Origin of the sequence: Bacillus sp. Cr_A10 (genome assembly GCF_029222665.1) — a bacterium.
Taxonomy (GTDB): Bacteria; Bacillota; Bacilli; order Bacillales_A; family Planococcaceae; genus Psychrobacillus.
Genome location: NZ_JARHXR010000003.1, coordinates 51,984 through 72,270, shown reverse-complemented (window position 1 = coordinate 72,270; position 20,287 = coordinate 51,984). Strand labels below are relative to the sequence as shown.

General features: G+C 36.5%; 17 protein-coding genes and 1 pseudogene. 10 read left to right on the top strand and 8 right to left on the bottom strand.

The genetic code is table 11. The features are described from left to right. Positions 1-140 precede the first annotated feature (140 nt). Positions 141-497, bottom strand: coding sequence for a DUF2500 domain-containing protein (locus tag P2Q73_RS02655; RefSeq protein ID WP_275783604.1), 357 nt, complete (start codon positions 495-497; stop codon positions 141-143). A gap of 99 nt (positions 498-596) precedes the next feature. On the opposite strand from P2Q73_RS02655, the gene P2Q73_RS02650 reads away from it, so the two are divergent. From P2Q73_RS02650 to P2Q73_RS02635, 4 genes are all read left to right on the top strand, one after another. Then, positions 597-2,129 carry an FAD-dependent oxidoreductase gene (locus P2Q73_RS02650; RefSeq protein ID WP_275783601.1) on the top strand — a complete coding sequence of 511 codons (1,533 nt, stop codon included), beginning with the start codon at positions 597-599 and terminating at the stop codon, positions 2,127-2,129. A 108-nt stretch (positions 2,130-2,237) separates the two neighbouring features. Beyond that, a complete protein-coding gene (locus P2Q73_RS02645; protein WP_275783598.1) occupies positions 2,238-3,980 on the top strand; it encodes an ABC transporter ATP-binding protein in 1,743 nt (580 codons plus the stop codon). Continuing rightward, positions 3,973-5,781, top strand: a complete 1,809-nt coding sequence (locus P2Q73_RS02640) for an ABC transporter ATP-binding protein (protein ID WP_275783596.1) — start codon at positions 3,973-3,975, stop codon at positions 5,779-5,781. The genes P2Q73_RS02645 and P2Q73_RS02640 overlap by 8 nt, the downstream gene beginning before the upstream one ends. Before the next feature lie 121 nt (positions 5,782-5,902). Further along, positions 5,903-6,232 (top strand): DUF4288 domain-containing protein, encoded by a 330-nt coding sequence (locus tag P2Q73_RS02635; RefSeq protein WP_231687491.1) that lies wholly within the window; start codon positions 5,903-5,905, stop codon positions 6,230-6,232. 37 nt (positions 6,233-6,269) lie between these two features. Here the strand turns inward: P2Q73_RS02635 and P2Q73_RS02630 are convergent, their stop codons facing one another. Together P2Q73_RS02630 and P2Q73_RS02625 are read right to left on the bottom strand one after the other, a co-directional pair. Then, positions 6,270-6,602: a hypothetical protein gene (locus P2Q73_RS02630; RefSeq protein WP_275783592.1), complete on the bottom strand. Its 333-nt coding sequence runs from the start codon at positions 6,600-6,602 to the stop codon at positions 6,270-6,272. Further along, positions 6,599-7,888, bottom strand: a complete 1,290-nt coding sequence (locus P2Q73_RS02625) for a helix-turn-helix domain-containing protein (protein ID WP_275783589.1) — start codon at positions 7,886-7,888, stop codon at positions 6,599-6,601. Before P2Q73_RS02625 ends, P2Q73_RS02630 begins: the two co-directional genes overlap by 4 nt. 229 nt (positions 7,889-8,117) lie before the next feature. Here P2Q73_RS02625 and P2Q73_RS02620 point away from each other — a divergent pair, with 229 nt between their 5' ends. Beyond that, complete coding sequence (locus P2Q73_RS02620) at positions 8,118-8,360, top strand: hypothetical protein (protein ID WP_275783586.1); 243 nt, start codon at positions 8,118-8,120, stop codon at positions 8,358-8,360. A gap of 336 nt (positions 8,361-8,696) precedes the next feature. Here the strand turns inward: P2Q73_RS02620 and P2Q73_RS02615 are convergent, their stop codons facing one another. From P2Q73_RS02615 to P2Q73_RS02595, 5 genes are all read right to left on the bottom strand, one after another. After that, positions 8,697-8,993 carry a hypothetical protein gene (locus P2Q73_RS02615; protein WP_053591628.1) on the bottom strand — a complete coding sequence of 99 codons (297 nt, stop codon included), beginning with the start codon at positions 8,991-8,993 and terminating at the stop codon, positions 8,697-8,699. A 145-nt stretch (positions 8,994-9,138) separates the two neighbouring features. Then, positions 9,139-10,314, bottom strand: coding sequence for a M20 metallopeptidase family protein (locus tag P2Q73_RS02610; RefSeq protein ID WP_275783583.1), 1,176 nt, complete (start codon positions 10,312-10,314; stop codon positions 9,139-9,141). Beyond that, on the bottom strand, positions 10,314-11,543 hold the full coding sequence (locus tag P2Q73_RS02605) for a Zn-dependent hydrolase (protein ID WP_275783579.1): 1,230 nt from the start codon (positions 11,541-11,543) through the stop codon (positions 10,314-10,316). Before P2Q73_RS02605 ends, P2Q73_RS02610 begins: the two co-directional genes overlap by 1 nt. 16 nt (positions 11,544-11,559) lie before the next feature. Further along, positions 11,560-12,747, bottom strand: a complete 1,188-nt coding sequence (locus P2Q73_RS02600; RefSeq protein ID WP_275783576.1) for a hypothetical protein — start codon at positions 12,745-12,747, stop codon at positions 11,560-11,562. Positions 12,748-12,942: 195 nt separating this feature from the next. Then, positions 12,943-13,470, bottom strand: coding sequence for a YceI family protein (locus tag P2Q73_RS02595; protein ID WP_053591632.1), 528 nt, complete (start codon positions 13,468-13,470; stop codon positions 12,943-12,945). A 254-nt stretch (positions 13,471-13,724) separates the two neighbouring features. Between P2Q73_RS02595 and P2Q73_RS02590 the strand changes: the two genes are divergently transcribed. From P2Q73_RS02590 to P2Q73_RS02570, 5 genes and pseudogenes are all read left to right on the top strand, one after another. Further along, positions 13,725-14,030, top strand: coding sequence for a winged helix-turn-helix transcriptional regulator (locus tag P2Q73_RS02590; protein ID WP_053592289.1), 306 nt, complete (start codon positions 13,725-13,727; stop codon positions 14,028-14,030). A gap of 78 nt (positions 14,031-14,108) precedes the next feature. After that, complete coding sequence (gene murB / locus P2Q73_RS02585; protein ID WP_275783713.1) at positions 14,109-15,029, top strand: UDP-N-acetylmuramate dehydrogenase; 921 nt, start codon at positions 14,109-14,111, stop codon at positions 15,027-15,029. A gap of 108 nt (positions 15,030-15,137) precedes the next feature. Continuing rightward, positions 15,138-17,488 (top strand): annotated as a pseudogene (locus tag P2Q73_RS02580) (penicillin acylase family protein). Positions 17,489-17,815: 327 nt separating this feature from the next. Further along, positions 17,816-18,190 (top strand): ArsR/SmtB family transcription factor, encoded by a 375-nt coding sequence (locus P2Q73_RS02575; protein WP_275783573.1) that lies wholly within the window; start codon positions 17,816-17,818, stop codon positions 18,188-18,190. Next, on the top strand, positions 18,174-20,273 hold the full coding sequence (locus tag P2Q73_RS02570; RefSeq protein WP_275783570.1) for a heavy metal translocating P-type ATPase: 2,100 nt from the start codon (positions 18,174-18,176) through the stop codon (positions 20,271-20,273). The genes P2Q73_RS02575 and P2Q73_RS02570 overlap by 17 nt, the downstream gene beginning before the upstream one ends. Positions 20,274-20,287: the final 14 nt, after the last annotated feature.

Below are 20,287 nucleotides of genomic sequence, written 5' to 3'. Positions count from 1 at the left end.
TATACAAAAAATCAGTAGGAGAAATTCTGCTGGTTTTTTATTTTGCGTTAGTTTTTTAATGGAATAGGGTATAACAATTTATGTGAAATTGAGGGGATAAGATAAAAAAACGTGCAGCAGATGCGCTAGCACGTTTTTCCTTAACTTCTTCTCTCAAAACTTAAAAATCTAGTGCCTTGAAAAGTAAGAACACCTAAATCATCTTCAGCGAGCATACCATATTCTTGCCCGCTAACGTGAAGCTCCATTCGATCCCCGCTTTCTACTTGAAATGTTACGTAATACGAAGTAGAAGCAGAACTATTTCCAGAACCACCGCGTGTATCGGAACGTTTTGCTACTACCTGAGTTGGCACAGAAAGCTTTGGAGAGTTATTGTTTTTATTCCACTGGGATATGCTTTTTATGATAGTGAAAATAATAAGACCAAATACCAAAATGAAAATTAGACCGATGAATATGGGTATACCCCCAAAGAAAAAGCCTAAGCTATCCATTTTAAACCCCCTAATAAAAAAACTGTTTTTTTCTTATACGTAAATAATTGAATAAAGTTTCGTTTATAGATAGACACTAGAAGAAAAGGAGGAAATCCAATGAACGATCAAATACTACCAACTGAATCACAATCTTATTGGCGTGCCACAGAAGACTTTCCAATGTTTCCTGAAATAAGAGAAAATGTAGAAACCGAAATTTTAATTGTAGGAGCAGGTCTTACAGGGATTACTGCTGCGTATTTACTTAGCAAGAGCGGAAAAAGTGTAATGGTTTTGGAAGGAAGCAGAATATTAAAAGGTACAACTGGTTTCACTACTGCAAAGGTGACAGCGCAGCATGGGCCTATTTACCAAAAGCTAATTTCCATATTCGGTGAAGAAAAAGCGAGACTATATTATGATGCCAATACAGAGGCTAAAAACTTTATAGAGGAAACAGCCAAAGAATTGGGAATTAAATGTGATTTTGAAAAGGTAGATGCTTATATATATGCTGATACTAAAGAAGGAGTACAAACAGTAAGGAAAGAAATGGACGCCTATAATAAGCTAGGTATAGAGGGGGCAACTCTTACAACAAATACCGGTCTTCCTTATGATGTAATGGAGTCATTAAAGTTGGAAAATCAAGCACAGTTTCATCCGTTAAAGTATGCCACTGGATTAATGAATAAAGCAATAGAGAATGGTGTGCAGTTTTTTGAAAAATCGCGAGCAAAAACTATATCAAAAAATATAGTAGAAATGATGAATGGTCATAAAATACGTGCAAACAAAATATTAGTTTGTAGCCACTTCCCATTTAATGATGGAAATGGTCTGTATTTTTCAAGAATGTCCCCAGAAAGATCTTATGCGTTAGCTGCGCCAGCCGAATCTAATTATCCAAAAGGCATTTATATTAATGTAGAAAAGCCAACAAGATCCGTACGTACAGCGTTGGGTAAAGATGGAAAAAGATATTTAATACTAGGTGGAGAAGGTCATGTTACCGGTAGATATGAAGGTGATATGATGGATAATTATGATGCACTAGCTGCATTTGGTAGAGAGAAATTTAATATAAAGCAGTTTACGAATCGCTGGTCTGCTCAGGATTTAGTGACCCTAGATCAAGTGCCGTATGTAGGAATCATGACGTCAGGTCTTCCTGATGTATTGGTTGCAACTGGTTACGCAAAATGGGGTATGACGAATAGTACGGTAGCTGCCCAAATAATGGCGGACAATGTCATGGAAAAAGAAAATCGATACGCGGAACTTTACAATCCAATCCGTTCCAAAATGAAAAAAGAAGATATAGCTAGTTTTGCCAAGTATAACGCAGCCGTCGCAAAAGAATTAGTAAAAGGAAAGACTGAAAAAATAGATGTCTTGTTTAAAGATTTACAACTTGGTACTGGAGACATCGTAAAACTAGACGGTAAAAAGGTTGGAGCATTTAAGGATGTCACTGGTGAGATATATTTAGTTAAACCAGTATGCACACATATGGGTTGTGATGTCGTATTCAATAATGCAGAGACTTCATGGGACTGTCCATGTCATGGGTCACGATACACATTTAAGGGTGACGTGATTGAAGGTCCCGCATTCGAGCCGTTAGAGAAAATAGAAAATATTGAATAACCGAGCTTAGAGAAAAATCTCTAGGCTTTTTTAATTCTATTAAAACAAACGATTGTTCTCCTGCGATATCTCTATTAAAATTGGGATATAGTTAAGGAGAGAAAATGAATGAAATCCCTAAAAAGATTACTTCCATATGTGAAGCCATATACATTGTTTGCGATTCTTGGACCACTTTTAATGTGTATTGAAGTAGCTATGGATTTACTACAACCTACCATTATGCAACATATTATTGACGTTGGAATTGCAAATAATGACAACGCATATGTCATGAAACTTGGATTCTTTATGCTGTTTACAGCATTCATAGGATTAATGGGTGGAGTGGGTAGTACGGTTTACAGTGCTAAAGCATCTGTAAATTTTGCAACCGATATTCGCCGAGATGTATTCAAAAAAACGGAGCAGTTTTCAAGTGAAAATATGGATTCATTTGGTGCCGGTAAATTAATAACTATTGTTACGAATGATGTGGCAGCAGTTCAACAAGCATTAATGATGACGTTAAGAATCTTTGTGCGTGGACCCTTACTGTTCATCGGAGCTGTCGTTATTGTATGGTTTACTGCTCGAGAACTGTTTCCGGTGCTGTTAGTTGCGATACCAATATTAATGGTTTTAATTTATTGGTTTTCTTCAAAATCTGGTCAATTATTTGCAAGAGTACAGAGAGCAATGGACACCGTAAATACGAAGTTACAAGAGAATTTCGCCGGTATTAGGGTAATTAAAGCATTTGGCCGATCAGATTTTGAAACAAACACGTTTAAACAGGTAAATGATACATTAACGAAGCGAAACATTGCTGCTGAGCAAGTAATTTTAACACTCATGCCTATTATGCTTTTTGTAGTAAATATCGGTGTCGTTTTCGGGATGTGGATGGGAGCCATTAAAGTAAATGAAGGTACGCTCCAAGTCGGTGTCATTCTAGCTTTTATTAACTACTTGAATATTATAATGAACGGACTAATGACGAGTAGTCATGTTTTGATGCAAATTACGAAATCTTTTACTTCATCAAATAGAATTCAACAAGTACTTGATACTGAAATAGATATTAGGGAGCCTGTAAATCCTGCTTCGCTATTAGAAATGGAAGGAAAAGTGGAGTTCCGACATGTTAATTTTAGTTATAGTAAAAACGGTGAGTATGTTTTAAAAAACATTTCCTTTCAAGCGAAGGCAGGGGAGACAATTGGTATTATTGGCTCTACTGGTAGCGGAAAAACAACACTTGTCAAACTGATACCACGGTTGTATGATCCAGATTCTGGGGAGATTTTGATTGATGGAATAAACATTAAAGAATATCCTCTTAGAAAACTGAGAGAATCTATAGGTTTTGTGCAGCAAAAGGCAACATTATTTTCTGGAACAATTGAGGAAAATCTTCGCTTTGGTAAAGAGGAAGCAAATCTAGAAGAGATGAAGGAAGCAGCACGGTCTGCAGCTGCTACTGAGTTTATTGAAAAACTCGATGGTCAGTTTACTTATGAGCTCATGCAAGGAGCGACTAATTTATCAGGAGGACAAAAGCAACGTCTTGCAATGACACGTGCTTTCATTCGGAAGCCTAAAATATTGATATTAGATGATTCTACATCCGCAATAGATGCTTTATCGGAAGCGTCTGTTCAACACGCATTAAACCAAAACCTTTCCAATACGATTGTGTTCATCATTTCTTCGAAAGTATCTTCCATTATCAACGCAAATCAAATTTTGGTGATTGATGAAGGAGCGATTGAGGCGTGTGGGACACATGAAGAATTGTTAGCAAGTAGCGACGTCTATAGAGGGATTTATGAAACACAAAATGGGAAGGAGGTTCTTTCCTATGAATAAAACTTCTCCAAACGACGCGATTGGCCGAGCACGTGGTCCAAGAGGGTTTAGCGGGCCAGTAGAAAAAGCAAAGGATAAAAAGGGAACCATTAAGCGTATATGGAACTATATGGAGAAGCAAAAGATTGCGATGATTGCTTCTATTATATTTGTTATTATCTCAACTATTTTGAATTTACTCGTTCCATATTTAATTGGAATCACCATAGATGACTATATCATTCCTAAGGATATGGAAGGGACTCTTCGTGTTTTATTATTATTAGCATTGATTTATATTGCTGCATCTATCTTCACTTGGCTACAAACATTCTTAATGGTTCGAGTGTCTCTTAAGACAATTCGAATTTTACGACAACATTTATTTGAGAAATTTCAAACACTGTCTTTACGTTTTTTTGATAAACGGACACATGGTGACTTAATGAGCCGAGTGACAAATGATATTGAAAGCTTAAACAATGCACTGAGCCAAAGCGTTATACAAATATTTTCATCGATATTAATGGTGTCGGGTGTTGCCATTGCCATGTTTATGCTCAATTGGATGCTTGCCTTAGTGTCTCTAACAATTATTCCCTTAATCATTATTACGACGAAAAAAATAATTACGTATAGTGGTAGTAATTTCATTAGAAGACAACGAGACTTAGGAGAATTAAACGGGTTTGTTGAAGAAGCTATTTCGGGAAATGAAGTAATTACCATCTTTGGACAAGAGGATAAAACATTCACAAAGTTTGCACTGGTAAATGAAAGATTACGTCAGTCTGCAACAGCAGCGGATACTGTATCTGGCTTTCTCGGCCCAATTAATAACTTTATAAACAACTTAGGACTAGCGTTAATCATTGGCATCGGAGCATTGATGACAGTCCAAGAAATGGCAACTGTAGGGATAATTGCTGCTTTCGTTACATATTCTCGTCAATTTTTTCGACCTATCAATCAATTATCAAGTCTATTAAACACTTTCCAGTCTGCAATAGCAGGAGCAGAGCGAGTTTTTGAAATTATGGATGAGGCACCTGATCTAACGGACAAAAGTGATGCTATTGAAATAAAATCGTTTAGAGGCGAGGTCGAATTTTCCAATGTGAACTTTTCCTATGAGGACGGAAAGCCAATTTTAAAGGAAATTAGTTTTCGGGCGAGGGCAGGAGAGAAAATTGCTTTAGTAGGTCCAACGGGTTCAGGGAAAACAACTGTTATCAACCTGTTAATGCGATTTTATGATATAAATTCAGGTGAAATTAAAATTGATGGTCGTAAAATTCAAGATTATAAAATTAGTTCACTACGTGAAAAAATTGGCATCGTATTACAGGACACTTTTCTATTTTCTGGCACAATCATGGAAAATATTCGATATGGTCGATTAGAAGCAACTGATGAAGAAGTCGTAAATGCGGCTAAGATGGCCTCTGCACATGGATTTATAAAACATTTACCTGACCAATATGAAACGGAAATCACTTCGGGTGGTTCAAGCTTAAGCCAGGGGCAACGTCAATTGTTATCTATCGCTCGTGCGATTCTAGCGGATTCGGATATTCTAATTCTAGATGAAGCAACTTCTAGCATTGATACACGTACAGAAATTGCAATTCAGCAAGGATTAAGTCGTTTATCGGAAGGGAGAACTAGCTTTGTTATCGCACACCGATTAAAAACCATTGAAAATGCTAACCAAATTCTCGTTATCCATGAAGGGGAGCTCATAGAATATGGCACCCATGAAGCGTTACTTCAAAAGAAAGGCTTTTATAACGAACTCTATGAAAGTCAGTTGAATAGGTAAAATTGTGCATGAAAGTAGTAACGTAAACCGGTACTTAAACACCATTTTTGAAGGTGACTTTCCCACATGAAAGTTGTGGCATTCTGGCTCAAATTAAAGAATAATAGAATTAAAAGAAGAGGTGATTCTATTGTCAAACATTTACTCTGTAAAACTTTTATTTGAACATATCTCCTCACCAGAATCGATGCCTAATAAAACATTTGAAGAAACGATCAATATTGTCCGAGCGGATAAATTAGAGGACGTAGATGGATTAGTGAAGCAACACTTTAAAGACGTGACATATGCCAATGCATTTGGGGAAACCACCACTATAAAGTTATTAATGATTCTTGATGTATTTGAACTTGTAGATAATATAGAAGAATGTTTAGAGTTTGGAGAAGTATATAGTCATCATATAATTCTGGATGAAGAAGTTTGTCTAGAACGTAACTATGGAAATTAGAAAGGACCCAAGAGTTAATTTCTTGGGCCCTTTTTTATTAGATGTAAAAATTGATAGAAGTGATATCAGGTTTGTCTTGAACTGCGAATTTATTAATAGAAGTGATATCGGGTTTGTCTTGAACTGCAAACTTATTGCTAGAAGTGATATCGGGTTTGTCTTGAACTGCAAACTTATTGCTAGAAGTGATATCGGGTTTGTCTTGAACTGCAAACTTATTAATAGAAGTGATATCAGGTTTATCTTGAACTGCAAATTTATTAATAGAGGTGATGTCAGGTTTATCTTGAACTGCTGATTCTACCCCACCTAAATTAAATGTAATTATTAATCCTAATAGACACAGTGAACCGATAATAAATTTTTTCATGATAATTCCTCCCAATTAGTTACATGCGATAGTTTTAAATTATAGTTAAAACCTAACTGATAATAAATTGTTGATTGTTTGTATTGTTTTTTATCAGCTAATCTTTTTGCCAGCACTTGGCAATAAATAAAACAATATTTGTAGTCTTGAATTTCTTCAAAATATGCTAAGGATTCTTTAAATATAGAAATAATATTATTTTCCTCCAATAAAAGTGCCCTGTATATATTAAAATGACTTTTAAAGAAGTTTCTATTTTCTCCTGATAAATAATTAATTATCTCGAATCCTTTTTCTAACCAAACTATTGCATTTTGAACATCATTTATTTTGTGATATTCCTTAAGTAAAGATAAGATAGTCACTATTTTATCATTCGGTCTAGTTTTTACTTTTAAACTATTTTGAAAATGATAAAGTGCTTGTTTTTGATTACCTAGAATAGAATAAGTTGCCCCTAAGTTATGTTCAATCTTTCCATTGTATTTAGAGGAGTCAATTTTTAAGCTGATTTCTTTTGCTTTTTCAAATGTGACTATTGCTTCTTTTAAAACTCCGGAATCGATTTGAGCAATACCTAAAATTATTAAACATTCAATCGAACGTTCAATTAATAATTCTTGATTAAAATAGGAAAGAGCAGATTTTACATAATCGATAGCCACTATATAACGTGATTCTGACAGAAGTGATAAGCTCGATACGTAATAAAGTTCGGCCATTTCCCAGTCTTCCATACGATAGTTTTTTATAAGTGTGAAAATTTGAGAGAAAAACTCGGATGCTTGACTGAACTGATTATTTTGATAAGCTACTATTCCTTGAATCGTATATAGATAAAATAACTGTTCGGAATCCATTTCCTTTTTAAACTCCGCTAATATAGCTAGATTGTTTCTAATATTAATCGTTTGATCTGGTAGCATAAGTATTAATCTAGTTTCTATTAATAGAAGTGTCAGTCTATTGGGTTCGAAAGGATGACTCTCAATATAGTTATGGATATCTAGTTGCAGAGCTTCTGCTTTTTGCTTGTTTCTAGAGTTAATGACTGTTTTAAATTTAGTTTTAAATTGAATCGTTTTCTCTTGGTCTATTTCACTCTTTAAAGAGTCCAGAGGGATGTTCAAGCGCGTAAGAATATGCTTTTGGATATCTTCACTCGGTATTACTAAACCATTTTCTATTCGACTTAAGTAAGAAGGAACACAAATACCTGAAGCCAAGTATTCTTGTTTCATATTCTGTCTCTGGCGTTCTAATTTAATCAATTGTCCTATTTCCATACACAAGCACCTCCTCAATAGGACCTAGTAAGAAAAAAGAAAACCAATACAATATTAATGATAACATAATATTATTTGGAAATCAGAAGAAATAGAGAACAGGAAAGTGCGAATAAAAAACACCCAAATAACTCCCTATTTTCATATCAACTTTCCCAAATATTTGTTGTGGAATTATTTGGGTTTTTAGTTAATACTTAAATTATAAATGTAAATGGGTGGTGAATTTTTGAGAAAAAATTTAAGTATCTCGATTCGCAAACTTCTTTTTTTCTTGCTTCTTTTTTCCATCATGTGTTGGTTTCTATTAACAACTCTACCATATAACGCAGACGAACATAATCTAAATCACGATGCAATTCCAATTAAAATAGAAGAAAATAAAAGTAGAGAAGCACTAACTGCTAAAAAGATGGAAGAATTTAAAACAGCGTTAGAAGTTTTCTACTCCAAAGCAAAGGAACTATGGTGAAAAAAATTCAAAATAGACTTCATTGACTTTCCATTTTACGAAAAACCTTGTCCATGAGTGAATTCCCTGTATAGATCATGTTTAGCGATTAGCTCTTCATGAGTACCTGTTCCCGAAATTTTTCCTTGCTCTAGGAAGAATACTTGGTCAGTAAAAAGACATCAATTAACCCGACAATGGTACTTACGAGTGATAAGATCACTGCTATAATTGTTATTTTGACTGATCATCTAAGGCTTTTAAGAAGTAGAAAAAATCCTTTTGTAGATGTTTACATTGTATGCTCCTTTTCATAAAACAATTAAAAAAACGTGCGAAATAATCTCGACACGATTTTTATGAAGATATAACTTTTGACTCGGTTTGAGCACGCTTTTGTAACTCTATGATTAAAGGATCCGCTGAAGTTTCGAGTAGACTTGCTTGTTTTTGCTGTAAATCTATTCGCATTCTTTCCGTTTCAAGTAAAAAATTATCATATTTGAGCTTTTCTAACTCTATTTCGTCTTTTACAATTTGTGCACGTATGTTTTGTGATTTGCGTAAATGAGTTGACCATATTGCGGAAAGTGGTATCGAGAAAATCATCACCACTGCAATAAGTCCGATTCCAAGTCCAATAATATCTTCCATTATTATCACTCCATTTCCATTTTCTTTAGTATATACGAAAATCTCAAAAGATAGTTTCAAAATTTAAAAAACTACTCTGAATAATTTCAGAGTAGTGGAAAATGAACGAAATTTAGTTGAGTTAGAATGTTGACTTTCCATTTTCTTACTTTTTTAAATAAGCCCAAGCATACTGAGCGTATAGTTCTGCACCAGTGACGAGTGCATCTTCATCGATATCAAAGTTCCCATGGTGATGAGCCCATTCTGTATCTTTTTCTGGATTACCACTTCCTACAAGAGCAAAGCTACCAGGAGCCTTTGTAAGGAATGCAGAAAAATCCTCACCGCCCATTGTAGGTTTTTCGTTATAAATAACTTCTGAACCGAAAGCTTCAGTAGCTACCTGTTGAACAAGTTCCGCGCTTTCTTTGTCGTTGTCTACGGCATCTGTACCTCGGATATACTCTACTTCAGCAGAAGCACCGTATATAGAAGCTACACTCTCAGCGTATTGTGTAATGCTTTTTTCGATATGATTACGAGTATCTGGATGAAACGTACGTACAGTTCCTTCAATTTCAGCATTTTCAGCAATTACGTTAAATCTTGTTCCTACTACCATTTTTCCTACCGTGAGAACCGCTGGACTTTGTGGATCAATTGTTCGAGAAACAACGGTTTGCACATTCATGACAAACGATGAGGCAACAAGTGCCGCGTCAATACAAGCTTCTGGTATAGCACCATGCCCACCGCGTCCTTTAAACTTCACTTTAAAAATATCAGCAGCAGCAAAGGAAGGCCCTGGTGTACAAGAAACTTTGTTTGTTGGCATTTGAGACCAAATATGAATACCAAAAACATTGTCTACTCCATCCATTGCGCCTTGGTCAACCATTGCTTTAGCCCCGGCAGCTGCTTCTTCAGCTGGTTGGAATAGGAAGCGTACATTTCCAGGAAGTTCATCTTTCACTTCAGATAAAACCTTTGCAGCGATTAGTAGCATAGAGGTGTGCGCATCATGTCCACATGCATGCATTTTTCCTTCGACTTTAGAAGCATAAGGTACATGGGTATTAAGCTGTTGAACCGGGAGTGCATCCATATCACCGCGAAGAGCAATGGTTTTTCCGCCTGGAGTTCCTTGAATTTCGGCAATAACTCCTGTAGGCTCAGTTTTTCGATATGAAATTCCGAGTTTATCTAAGTACTCACACACAAAAGCTGTCGTTTTAAATTCTTCAAAAGATAACTCTGGCTCACTATGTAATTTACGGCGTAGAGCAGTTAATTCATCTTTAGAATTAGTAATAGAGTCTTTCAATTTTAAATTAATCATTATTTATTTCCCTCCGTTAAATGTAAAGCTGTTTGGAACAAAATATTAGCTCCTGCAGCCAGGTGGCTCGAATCAGACCATTCCTCTGGGCAATGACTTAGACCATCTTTACTTGGAATAAACACCATCCCACAAGCGGTGAAATCAGATAAAATCATCGCATCATGACCAGCACCGCTATTAATTGTGCAATAAGGAATGTCTAATTTGTCGCTCACTTCTTTAAAAGTAGATTGAATTGTTTCGTTCATTTCTTTCGGTGCAATATAAAGCAATTGTTCAGTGGAAGTAAGGATACCCATACCATTTTTGGAGGCAATTAATTGCTCTACTTTTTGCATTGCGCTATGAACATGTTCTTCTTTAGCTGAACGTATATCTACCGAAAAAATTACTTTGTTTGGGATGACATTTGATCCATTAGGAAATACATGTAACTGCCCGGTTGTAATAACCGTACCGTTTCCTTCCTCGAAGGCAAGCTGAGGGAAAGCTGCAATGATTTCGGCGGCAGTGACAAGTGCATCTGATCGTCGTTCCATCGGTGTAGTACCAGCATGTCCTGCTTGCCCTTGAATCGTAACTTCTAATTGAGTTAAACCAACGATTGCTTCCACAATACCAATTGGAATATTTTTTTCTTCTAAAATTGGACCTTGTTCGATATGAAGCTCTAAGAATGCTTTAATCGTTTTTGGATCACGAATTTTATCGTTCGAAGGATCTAATCCAATGCTCATCATCGCATCTTCAGCAAGTATCCCATCTTTATCAGCAAGACTTTTAAACTCTTCATTAGTCAATAAACCCATCATTCCTCTCGAACCCATTAACCCTCCACCAAAACGGGAGCCTTCTTCTTCGACAAGAGCAATAATTTCGAGAGGATAGGCTGGCTTGCAACCGGTTTCTTGAAAGAGTGCGGCTACCTCTAAGCCGACCACCACTCCTGCAGCACCATCATAAGCTCCTCCATTTGGGACAGAGTCAAAATGGGAACCGACAATAATAGATGGAGCATCTGGCTGATTTCCTTCGAGTTTTCCAAAAATGTTACCAAATCCGTCTTCAGAAACAATAAGCCCATATTCAGTCATTTTCTTTATGATGTATTTTCTAGCGTCTTGATCTTCTTTAGAATAGGTAAGCCTTGTGACTCCTGCGCCTGGAGTAGCAGTAAATTGACTTAGTTGCTTAATATGTTCTTCTATTCTAGCTTGATTTGCCATATTATCTCTCCTAATCTTATAAGAATCCTACGAAAATACCTGCGAGAATAACAGAAACGATCGTAACACTGATGAATCCTCCGACTAGCATAGGTGGCAGCATATGTGCAGTTAAAGCTTCTCGTTCTTTTTCATCCTGGGTTAAAGAATTAATTACTTCGTTTGTAATGATGTAATCAGCAGGAAATCCGTAAAGTGCAGTTAACGAAATGGCAAAAGCCATATTTTTGCTCACTTTTAGAACTTTTCCCATAAGTAAAGAGAAAATATACATACCTATTACTCCAAGGATAATTGTTCCGATAAGTGGATATAGAATTTGCATAATCATCGAAGGTGTTGCTGTCTTTAAAGCATCAAAAACGAAAAGCATCAGAACCATGATACATAAGCCGAAACCATTTGCTTTTTGTAATACTTGGCGTTCTAAGAAACCAATACTCGATGCGATAATACCGAATAATAGGCAAAGAACATACGGACTAATGGATACAATAGGTTCTAAAACAGTTGAAACAAGATAGGCAAGAAAACCTACCAAAGCTAAACGGAAAAACTTAAAGTAATCTGTGTTATATTTTGCAGGCATTTTGCGGAACATTTTCAGCTCTTCTTGTGGTTCATCTGAAGAAGTGTTGGTTTGTCCTGGTATTGTAAGTTCTCCTTTACGGAATTTTTCAAGAAGTGATTTCCCTTCTTTCTTAAGTGCGATAGATGTAAGTGGATAACCAGCAAAGCCTTGCATAACGTAAATAACAATTGCAAATACAGATAATGTTGTTAATCCAGCATTTGCTGCTCCCTCAGACATGATCAATGCGGAGACCAATCCTCCAACAAGAGGGGGGATTGCAACAATAACCGTTTCAAGATCAAATAATAAAGTTCCTATACTAAATAGAACAGCGATAATACCTAATATTCCAGCTAGTGAAATTAAGATCGTTTTCCACTGCTCCTTTAATTGTTGAATGGAAAGTAAAGTACCCATATTAGTAATAAGTAAATAAATCATCATTGTTGCTACTACAGGAGGTACCCCTGCAATGGAAACAATCTCTTTTGGAAAGAAAGTCCAATAACCAATAATAAATAGAACGGCGGAAACGAAAACGGAAGGGATCCATGCCTTCGTTCTATTAGAGACAAGATCTCCGATAAATAAAATTCCGACAACCAAAACTAAAGCTAGCATTTGAGGCATAATAAACTTTCCTTTCTGACAATATAGAATACTCCATACAATAGCACAGATTTGATGTAGTATAAAGTATATAATATATTCCAGAATAGTCAGTTTTTTTAGTTTGGAAATGTATGTGTTTTCATATTTCTAGCGTTTTGAAAGAAACAAAAAAAGCTATCCTAGTTTTTTAGGATAGCTTAAGATGTATATAGATTATTGAGCTGGGTTTAACTCTAGTTCCACAGTGATTTTGATGTCTTCACCAACAAGAACGCCACCAGTTTCAAGTGCTTGGTTCCATACTAGATCAAAATCTTTACGGTTAATTTTTGTATCCGCAGAAAATGCTACTACTTCTTGGCCCCATGGGTTAGTTCCTTTACCGCCGTATTCTACTTCGAAAGTCACTGGTTTTGTTACACCTTTAATTGTCATATCACCAGTTACGTCATATTCACCATCATCCGTTTTTTTAATGTCTGTAGCAACGAATTTAATACTTGGGTATTTTTCTGTATCAAAGAAGTCACCTGAACGTAAGTGGTTATCACGATCTTCGTTATTTGTGTTAATTGATTTTACATCGATATCGAAGCTGATAGTTGCACCAGTTAAATCTTCAGCAGTACCTTCTAGGTCAGCTGTAAAATTTGTGAAAGAACCTTTTACTTTGGAAACCATCATGTGTTTCACAGAAAAGTCGATACTAGAGTGTGCCGCGTCAAGATTAAATTTTGTCATTATAAATTTCCTCCTTGGAATGTTTTTTGATAAACTTATTATAAAACAAATTTGTTTTGAAATCAAGATGTTTTATTTCAAGATAAATAAAAAATTCAACATTATTCTGTTCCCATTAAAAAGTTTATTAAACTATAAGTTACTTTATGTAACTAACTTTAAAATAATGCCATGGTTACGTCAAGTAATTAAATTACTTTGTTTTACAAATTACTTAGAGGAGAATATAATAGAAAATGATAGAGGTGAAACAGATGAAAGAATCATTATTATGCCCGCGATTATCGAAGGCAATGGAATTGATAGGGAAAAGATGGACAGCTTTGATTGTTTACCAACTAATAGATGGAGCGAAACGATTTAATGAAATTGAATCTTCTCTTCCTATAAGTGGGCGGTTACTTTCTGAGCGTTTAAAAGAACTTGAAAAAGAAGGTATAGTAGAAAGAACTGTCTTTTCAGAAGTCCCAGTGCGGGTCGAATATAACTTAACAGACAAAGGTCTTGCCCTAAAAGATGTAGTTGGCGGAATAGAAACCTGGTCTAAAGAATGGTTATAACAATTTTGCTTGATATATTAGTTGCTAAAACGCATACTATGTAAAGGTGAATTGTATATGAAGAAAGGATTGTCTTTTTTGAGTAAACAAAAATGGTTTCAAGATATAACTACACAACTAGATGCAAGAAATGTAAAAATAGATGAAGCACTAAATTTGCATACAATGACACGGATGGGTGGGGTTGCGGACTTATTCGTCACTCCCGAAACGGAAGACCAAGCAGCATTTGTTGTTCAATATGCGTTCAAAAATGATATCCCTTTATTACTTCTTGGAAACGGATCAAACATGGTCGTCCGGGATGGTGGAGTTAGAGGGATTGTTCTTCGCTTAGAAAAACTAAATAAGATTACGATAAATGGAAATAGAGTAATTGCAGAAAGTGGAGCGGACATTATTGACGTTTCAAGAGCTGTGGCCAAAGAATCACTAACAGGATTAGAGTTTGCCTGTGGAATTCCTGGATCGATTGGCGGTGCAATGGCAATGAATGCTGGTGCTTACGGTGGAGAAGTTCAGGATGTAATTGTTCAATCTACAGTCCTCACACGTACCGGAGAAAAACTTGTTCTTTCTAAAGAAGCATTAGAGCTTGGCTACCGTAAAAGTATCATCACAAAAAAAGGATACTATGTTTTATCGGCTGAATTTGAATTAAAACCCGGTAATCAAGAAGAAATTGATGCTAAAATAGCTGACCTAACATATCAAAGGGAATCCAAACAACCGCTTGAGTATCCTTCTGCAGGAAGTGTATTCAAACGTCCTCCTGGTTATTTCGCAGGAAAGCTTATCCAAGATAGCGGATTACAAGGAAAAGGCTTCGGCGGGGCAGAAGTTTCAACAAAGCATGCTGGTTTTATAGTCAATAAGAACAATGCAACCGCTACTGACTATATAAGCACAATTGAAATGGTTAAGAAAGCGGTAAAAGAGAACTTTGGAGTCGAGTTAGAATTAGAAGTAAAAATTGTTGGTGAAAACAAACAAGAATAATATAAATATTGACCTATGAATATATTTATTCATAGGTCTTTTTTTATGTTATAAAGGTAATTTAATACGGATGTCGATGAATGTAATGTAATAAAAGGGGGTACGAATGTGAAGAAAAGGTGGAAAATAATTGCTTGGTTATTGGGGAGTATCCTTGCGATAATTGCAATTGCGGTAATTGGAGTGAATATGTATATATCCAATTCCAAGCCTATAATTAAGGGAGATCTTTCCGTAGATGTATTAGAGGCAGATGTCAAAGTTGTGCGAGATGCTGACGGTGTACCTCATATTCTAGCAAAATCGGATGCAGATTTATATCGCGCTCAAGGATTCGTACAAGCACAAGATCGACTGTTCCAAATGGATTTAGCGAGAAGGCAAGCAAGTGGGCAATTATCAGAAGTTGTAGGTGAAACAGCTTTAGATACAGATAAGTTTTTCTTAACATTTAGCTTGCGAGATGCTGCAGAAAAATCATATGAAGGTTATAGTCCAGAAGCAAAAGATGTGTTGAAATGGTATGCGGAAGGGGTTAATGAGTTTATCGCCTTCGCGAAAGAAGAAAAGAAATTGAGTTATGAGTTTAAGCTCCTTGGATATGAACCAGAAGAGTGGACGCCTATTGATTCTTTGGCAATAGGAAAATTTATGGCATATGATCTAGGAGGAAATTGGTCAACCTTGGCAATTAGGCATTGGGCGCTAAATGAATATGAGGAAGAAAAGGCGAAAGAATTATTTATTACTTATCCAGAGGATGCAAAATCGATCATAGAGGCAAACAAAAATAAACCAGTAAATGTAAGCGGTTACTTTAATGCTTCTTTACTACCGAATGAATTTAACGGGAGTAACAATTGGGTCGTTAGTGGGAATAAAACGGAAAGTGGCATGCCGCTACTTGCGGATGATCCACATTTAGGATTAAGTACGCCTTCTATTTGGTATCAAATGCATTTAGAGTCTCTAACGTAAGCGGGGTTATATTTGCTGGAATCCCTGGAATTATTCTAGGGCACAATGAAGACGTTGCATGGGGTGTCACGAATGTGGGACCTGATGTCCAGGATTTATATATTGAAACACCAAACCCGGATGACCGAACACAGTTTTTTTATGAAGGTAAGTGGGAGCAGGCAGAGGTACGTAAAAATGAAATTAAAGTAAAGGGACAAGAAGCCATTCCTTTCGAGGTTGTGGTAACTCGTCATGGGCCAATTATTTCAGATGTTTTATTCAAAGAAGAGAAAGCATCCGCTTTGTTTTCCATGCAATGGACTGCGCTAGAGCCAACGCTTGAATTACAAGCAATTATTAAAATGAATAAATCGACTAAATGGGATGAGTTTGAGACTGCTCTAGAGGATTTCCATGCACCTGCACAAAACTTTGTGTTTGCTGCTAAAGATGGAACAATTGCATATAAAGCAAATGGTAGGCTACCAATACGTAAATCGGGAGACGGACAATTACCTGTGCCGGGAGACTCTGCTGACTATGGGTGGGAAGGGTATGTGCCATACAATGAACTACCTAATATTGTGAATCCTTTAGAAGGGTTTATTGCGACAGCGAACAATCAAGTAGTAGATGATTCTTATAAATATCATATTACAGACTTTTGGGCACAATCCTACCGATTTGATCGTATTGCAGAAGTGTTGAAAAGTAATTCCGATTTAACAAAGGAAGATATGATGAATTTACAAATGGATCAAACGAATTTATATGCTCGGGAATTTTTATCTTCTATGATTAATTCAGTGGAAAAGCTAGACAATGGTGGGGAATATAAAGAGATTATTAGTTTACTAACTGAGTGGAACCAGGTGGATGACAAGGAGTTAGCGGCTCCTCTTGTTTTTCATAAGTGGATGAAGCAGCTTCCAAAGACTTTGCTGGAAGATGAAATGCCAGAGGATGTATACAATATGTTATCCGGAAAAGGAAATATCTCGGATCAGTTTTTAAGGAAAGGATATCGTAATGAATCTAGTGCATGGTTAGATGAGTATGGTGGAGTGGACAAATGGGTTTATGATTCTTTTGTAGATGCGATTGCGGATGTTAAAGAGGAGTTTGGTTCAAAAGAAGAAAAGTGGAAGTGGGGGGATTATCATCAGTTAACATTTGACCATCCCTTGGCAGGTGCCTCGCCGATTTTAGAGTATTTATTAAATCCAAAATCTGTGCCAATTGGCGGCTCAAATATTACAGTGCAGGCAGCTGGTTTCGGTGATGATGGAAGAGTCGACCACGGAGCATCCTGGCGATTTGTTGCGGATTTGGCAGATTTAAGTGAGTCATATCATATCGTTGGACCTGGTCAAAGTGGGCATATGAAATCAGATTGGTACCATGATCAGGTGATGGATTGGGCAGAAGGAAAATATCATACAACAGTTATTGATGGGGACATAGAGAAAGGCTATGAATTGAATTTGAAAGCTAAATAAGTTTGGAGAGACCACTCAGTATCTGAGTGGTTTTTTTGGGTTGAAACTGCTATGCGGTCAGAAAAATACCTATCCGGACAGAAACTACAACTATCCGGTCAGATATAATTTTATACGGACAGAAACCACACTTATCCAGTCGGATATAATTTTATACGGACAGAAAATCGATTATCTGGTCACATCGGATGGTTTGCTCCAATAATCGGATGGCTCACTCATAGAATGAAAAACATTCAAATAAATGTTTGAATGAAGTTGCATATTAAATAGTGTGAACATATAATGAAAGTAACAATCAAATGAACATTTGAATGAGGTGAGGAAATGCAGACCAAAGATATGTGTGAAGTGACAATTGTACATGAAGAAGTAGTGCAGGCTGTCAAAAAGAAGCTGCCAGAAGTTACAAAGGTTGCGCAAATTTTTAAAGCGTTGGCAGATGAAACAAGACTTAAAATTGCATACGCACTAACAATAGAAGAAGAATTATGTGTTTGTGATGTGAGTGAGATTATTGGATCATCTACAGCAACTGCATCACATCATTTACGATTTTTAAGAGATTTATCCCTTGCAAAATCACGTCGTAAAGGTAAATTAGTTTATTATTCATTAGCAGACCATCATGTGAACGAGCTAGTTAAAATCGCGTATGAACACGCGGTAGAAGAGGGTGGGAAAGATGGAGAAAACAGCTAAAAAAGAATATCGCTTAGAAAATCTTTCATGTGCCAGCTGTGCCATGAAATTCGAAAATAATATAAAAAGTCTTCCTAATGTCGATGACGCTCTTGTTAATTTCGGAGCATCTAAAGTTTCTGTAATAGGAGATGTGACGATAGAAGATATTGAGAAAGCAGGGGCATTTGACGGCATTAAAGTAGCACAAGAAAAGCAACGTAAAGTAGAAGGAAAGGTACCGTTCTTTAAACGAAAGGAAAATATCGTAACAGTCATTTCCTTCGTATTTTTAGTCATCGGGATTGTTGCGTCCATTGTCAATGGTGAGTCCCATCCATCTGCAGTCGGCTTATTTGTTGTTTCCATTGCTGTTGGTGGATACGAAATGTTCAAACATGGGTTTAAGAATTTATCAAAATTTTATTTTGATATGAATACGCTAATGACTATCGCCATTATAGGGGCAGCGATTATCGGTGAATGGAGAGAGGGTGCAGTTGTAGTCTTTTTATTCGCAGTGAGTGAAGCATTAGAAGCTTACTCGATGAATAAAGCACGACAATCAATTAGCCAGCTAATGGATATTGCTCCTCCAACTGCAACGATTCGCCGTGATAATCAGCTTGTAGAAGTCGATACAGAATTTATTCAAATTAATGACATTCTCATTGTGAAACCAGGACAAAAAATTGCAATGGATGGAATTGTTTTAAAAGGTACATCAGCTGTCAATCAAGCGTCTATTACAGGTGAGTCAGTACCTGCAGTAAAAACTATAGGGGACGAAGTGTTTGCTGGTACATTAAATGAAGAGGGCTCTTTGGAAGTTCAAGTAACTAAGAGAGTAGAAGATACTACGATTGCTAAGATTATTCATTTAGTAGAAGAAGCACAGGCTGAAAAGGCTCCTTCACAAAAGTTTGTCGATAAATTTGCGAAGTATTATACACCTGCTATTATTGTGATCGCCTTTTTAGTAGCAATCGTTCCTCCATTATTCGGAGCAGATTGGCAGACATGGATTTACCAGGGACTTGCAGTTCTAGTAGTAGGATGTCCATGTGCATTAGTCGTATCTACACCTGTTGCAATCGTAACAGCAATAGGAAATGCCGCAAAACAGGGTGTACTTATTAAAGGTGGAATACATTTAGAAGAAATAGGCCGTTTGAAAGCAATTGCGTTTGATAAAACAGGAACATTAACAAAAGGTTATCCTGAAGTGACTTATGTGGAAGCAGAATCCGATAATGACTTCATTCAAAAAGTAATGTCGATTGAAACGTATTCACAACACCCACTTGCACAAGCAATTGTAAAGTATGCTTCTAAGGAACATATACAAGCGGTAGAGGTCGAGGAATTCCAATCTGTTACTGGAAAAGGTGCAGAAGGAGTAATAGAAGGAAAGAAATGGGCGGTAGGAAGCGTTGCTTGGATAGGTGCGATTAACACTGTTCCAACGGAAGTTATAGCTCGTGTGGAAAAGTTACAAGCAGAAGGAAACACAGTGATGCTGGCTTCAGAGGATGGAATATACAAAGGATTTATTGCTGTAGCAGATCCAATTCGTTCAACTAGCATGACAGTATTAGCCGATTTAAAATCTGCAGGTATCAAACATACTGTAATGCTTACCGGAGATGATGAGCGAACAGCTCAAGCTATTGCTGTTAAACTTGGACTAACTGATGTAGAAGCCGGGCTTATGCCTGAACAAAAACTATTAGCTATAAAATCACTGAAAGAAAAGTATGGGTCAGTAGCAATGGTTGGAGATGGTGTAAACGATGCTCCAGCACTTGCAGCATCAACGGTTGGAATTGCCATGGGTGGAGCCGGAACAGATGCGGCTCTTGAAACAGCGGATGTTGCTTTGATGGCCGATGATTTAGAAAAACTCCCATATACGATTCGATTAAGTCGAAAAGCATTGCATATTATTAAAGAAAATATTATGTTTGCATTAGGATTAAAAATCATTGCACTTTTACTCATTATTCCAGGATGGTTAACGTTATGGATTGCCATCTTTGCTGATATGGGTGCGACATTACTGGTGGTACTAAATTCTTTACGACTACTAAAAGTGCATAAGTAGCACGGGAGGGGTAG

Excerpts from the sequence above, each read along its gene's own strand:
- P2Q73_RS02600 (WP_275783576.1), bottom strand. The coding sequence starts at position 12,747 with ATGCCTCAAATGCTAGCTTTAGTTTTGGTTGTCGGAATTTTATTTATC.
- P2Q73_RS02595 (WP_053591632.1), bottom strand. The coding sequence starts at position 13,470 with ATGACAAAATTTAATCTTGACGCGGCACACTCTAGTATCGACTTTTCT.
- P2Q73_RS02655 (WP_275783604.1), bottom strand. The coding sequence starts at position 497 with ATGGATAGCTTAGGCTTTTTCTTTGGGGGTATACCCATATTCATCGGT.
- P2Q73_RS02650 (WP_275783601.1), top strand. The coding sequence starts at position 597 with ATGAACGATCAAATACTACCAACTGAATCACAATCTTATTGGCGTGCC.
- P2Q73_RS02605 (WP_275783579.1), bottom strand. The coding sequence starts at position 11,543 with ATGGCAAATCAAGCTAGAATAGAAGAACATATTAAGCAACTAAGTCAA.
- P2Q73_RS02645 (WP_275783598.1), top strand. The coding sequence starts at position 2,238 with ATGAAATCCCTAAAAAGATTACTTCCATATGTGAAGCCATATACATTG.
- P2Q73_RS02615 (WP_053591628.1), bottom strand. The coding sequence starts at position 8,993 with ATGGAAGATATTATTGGACTTGGAATCGGACTTATTGCAGTGGTGATG.
- P2Q73_RS02625 (WP_275783589.1), bottom strand. The coding sequence starts at position 7,888 with ATGGAAATAGGACAATTGATTAAATTAGAACGCCAGAGACAGAATATG.
- P2Q73_RS02610 (WP_275783583.1), bottom strand. The coding sequence starts at position 10,314 with ATGATTAATTTAAAATTGAAAGACTCTATTACTAATTCTAAAGATGAA.
- P2Q73_RS02575 (WP_275783573.1), top strand. The coding sequence starts at position 17,816 with ATGCAGACCAAAGATATGTGTGAAGTGACAATTGTACATGAAGAAGTA.
- P2Q73_RS02570 (WP_275783570.1), top strand. The coding sequence starts at position 18,174 with ATGGAGAAAACAGCTAAAAAAGAATATCGCTTAGAAAATCTTTCATGT.
- P2Q73_RS02590 (WP_053592289.1), top strand. The coding sequence starts at position 13,725 with ATGAAAGAATCATTATTATGCCCGCGATTATCGAAGGCAATGGAATTG.
- P2Q73_RS02630 (WP_275783592.1), bottom strand. The coding sequence starts at position 6,602 with ATGAAAAAATTTATTATCGGTTCACTGTGTCTATTAGGATTAATAATT.
- P2Q73_RS02640 (WP_275783596.1), top strand. The coding sequence starts at position 3,973 with ATGAATAAAACTTCTCCAAACGACGCGATTGGCCGAGCACGTGGTCCA.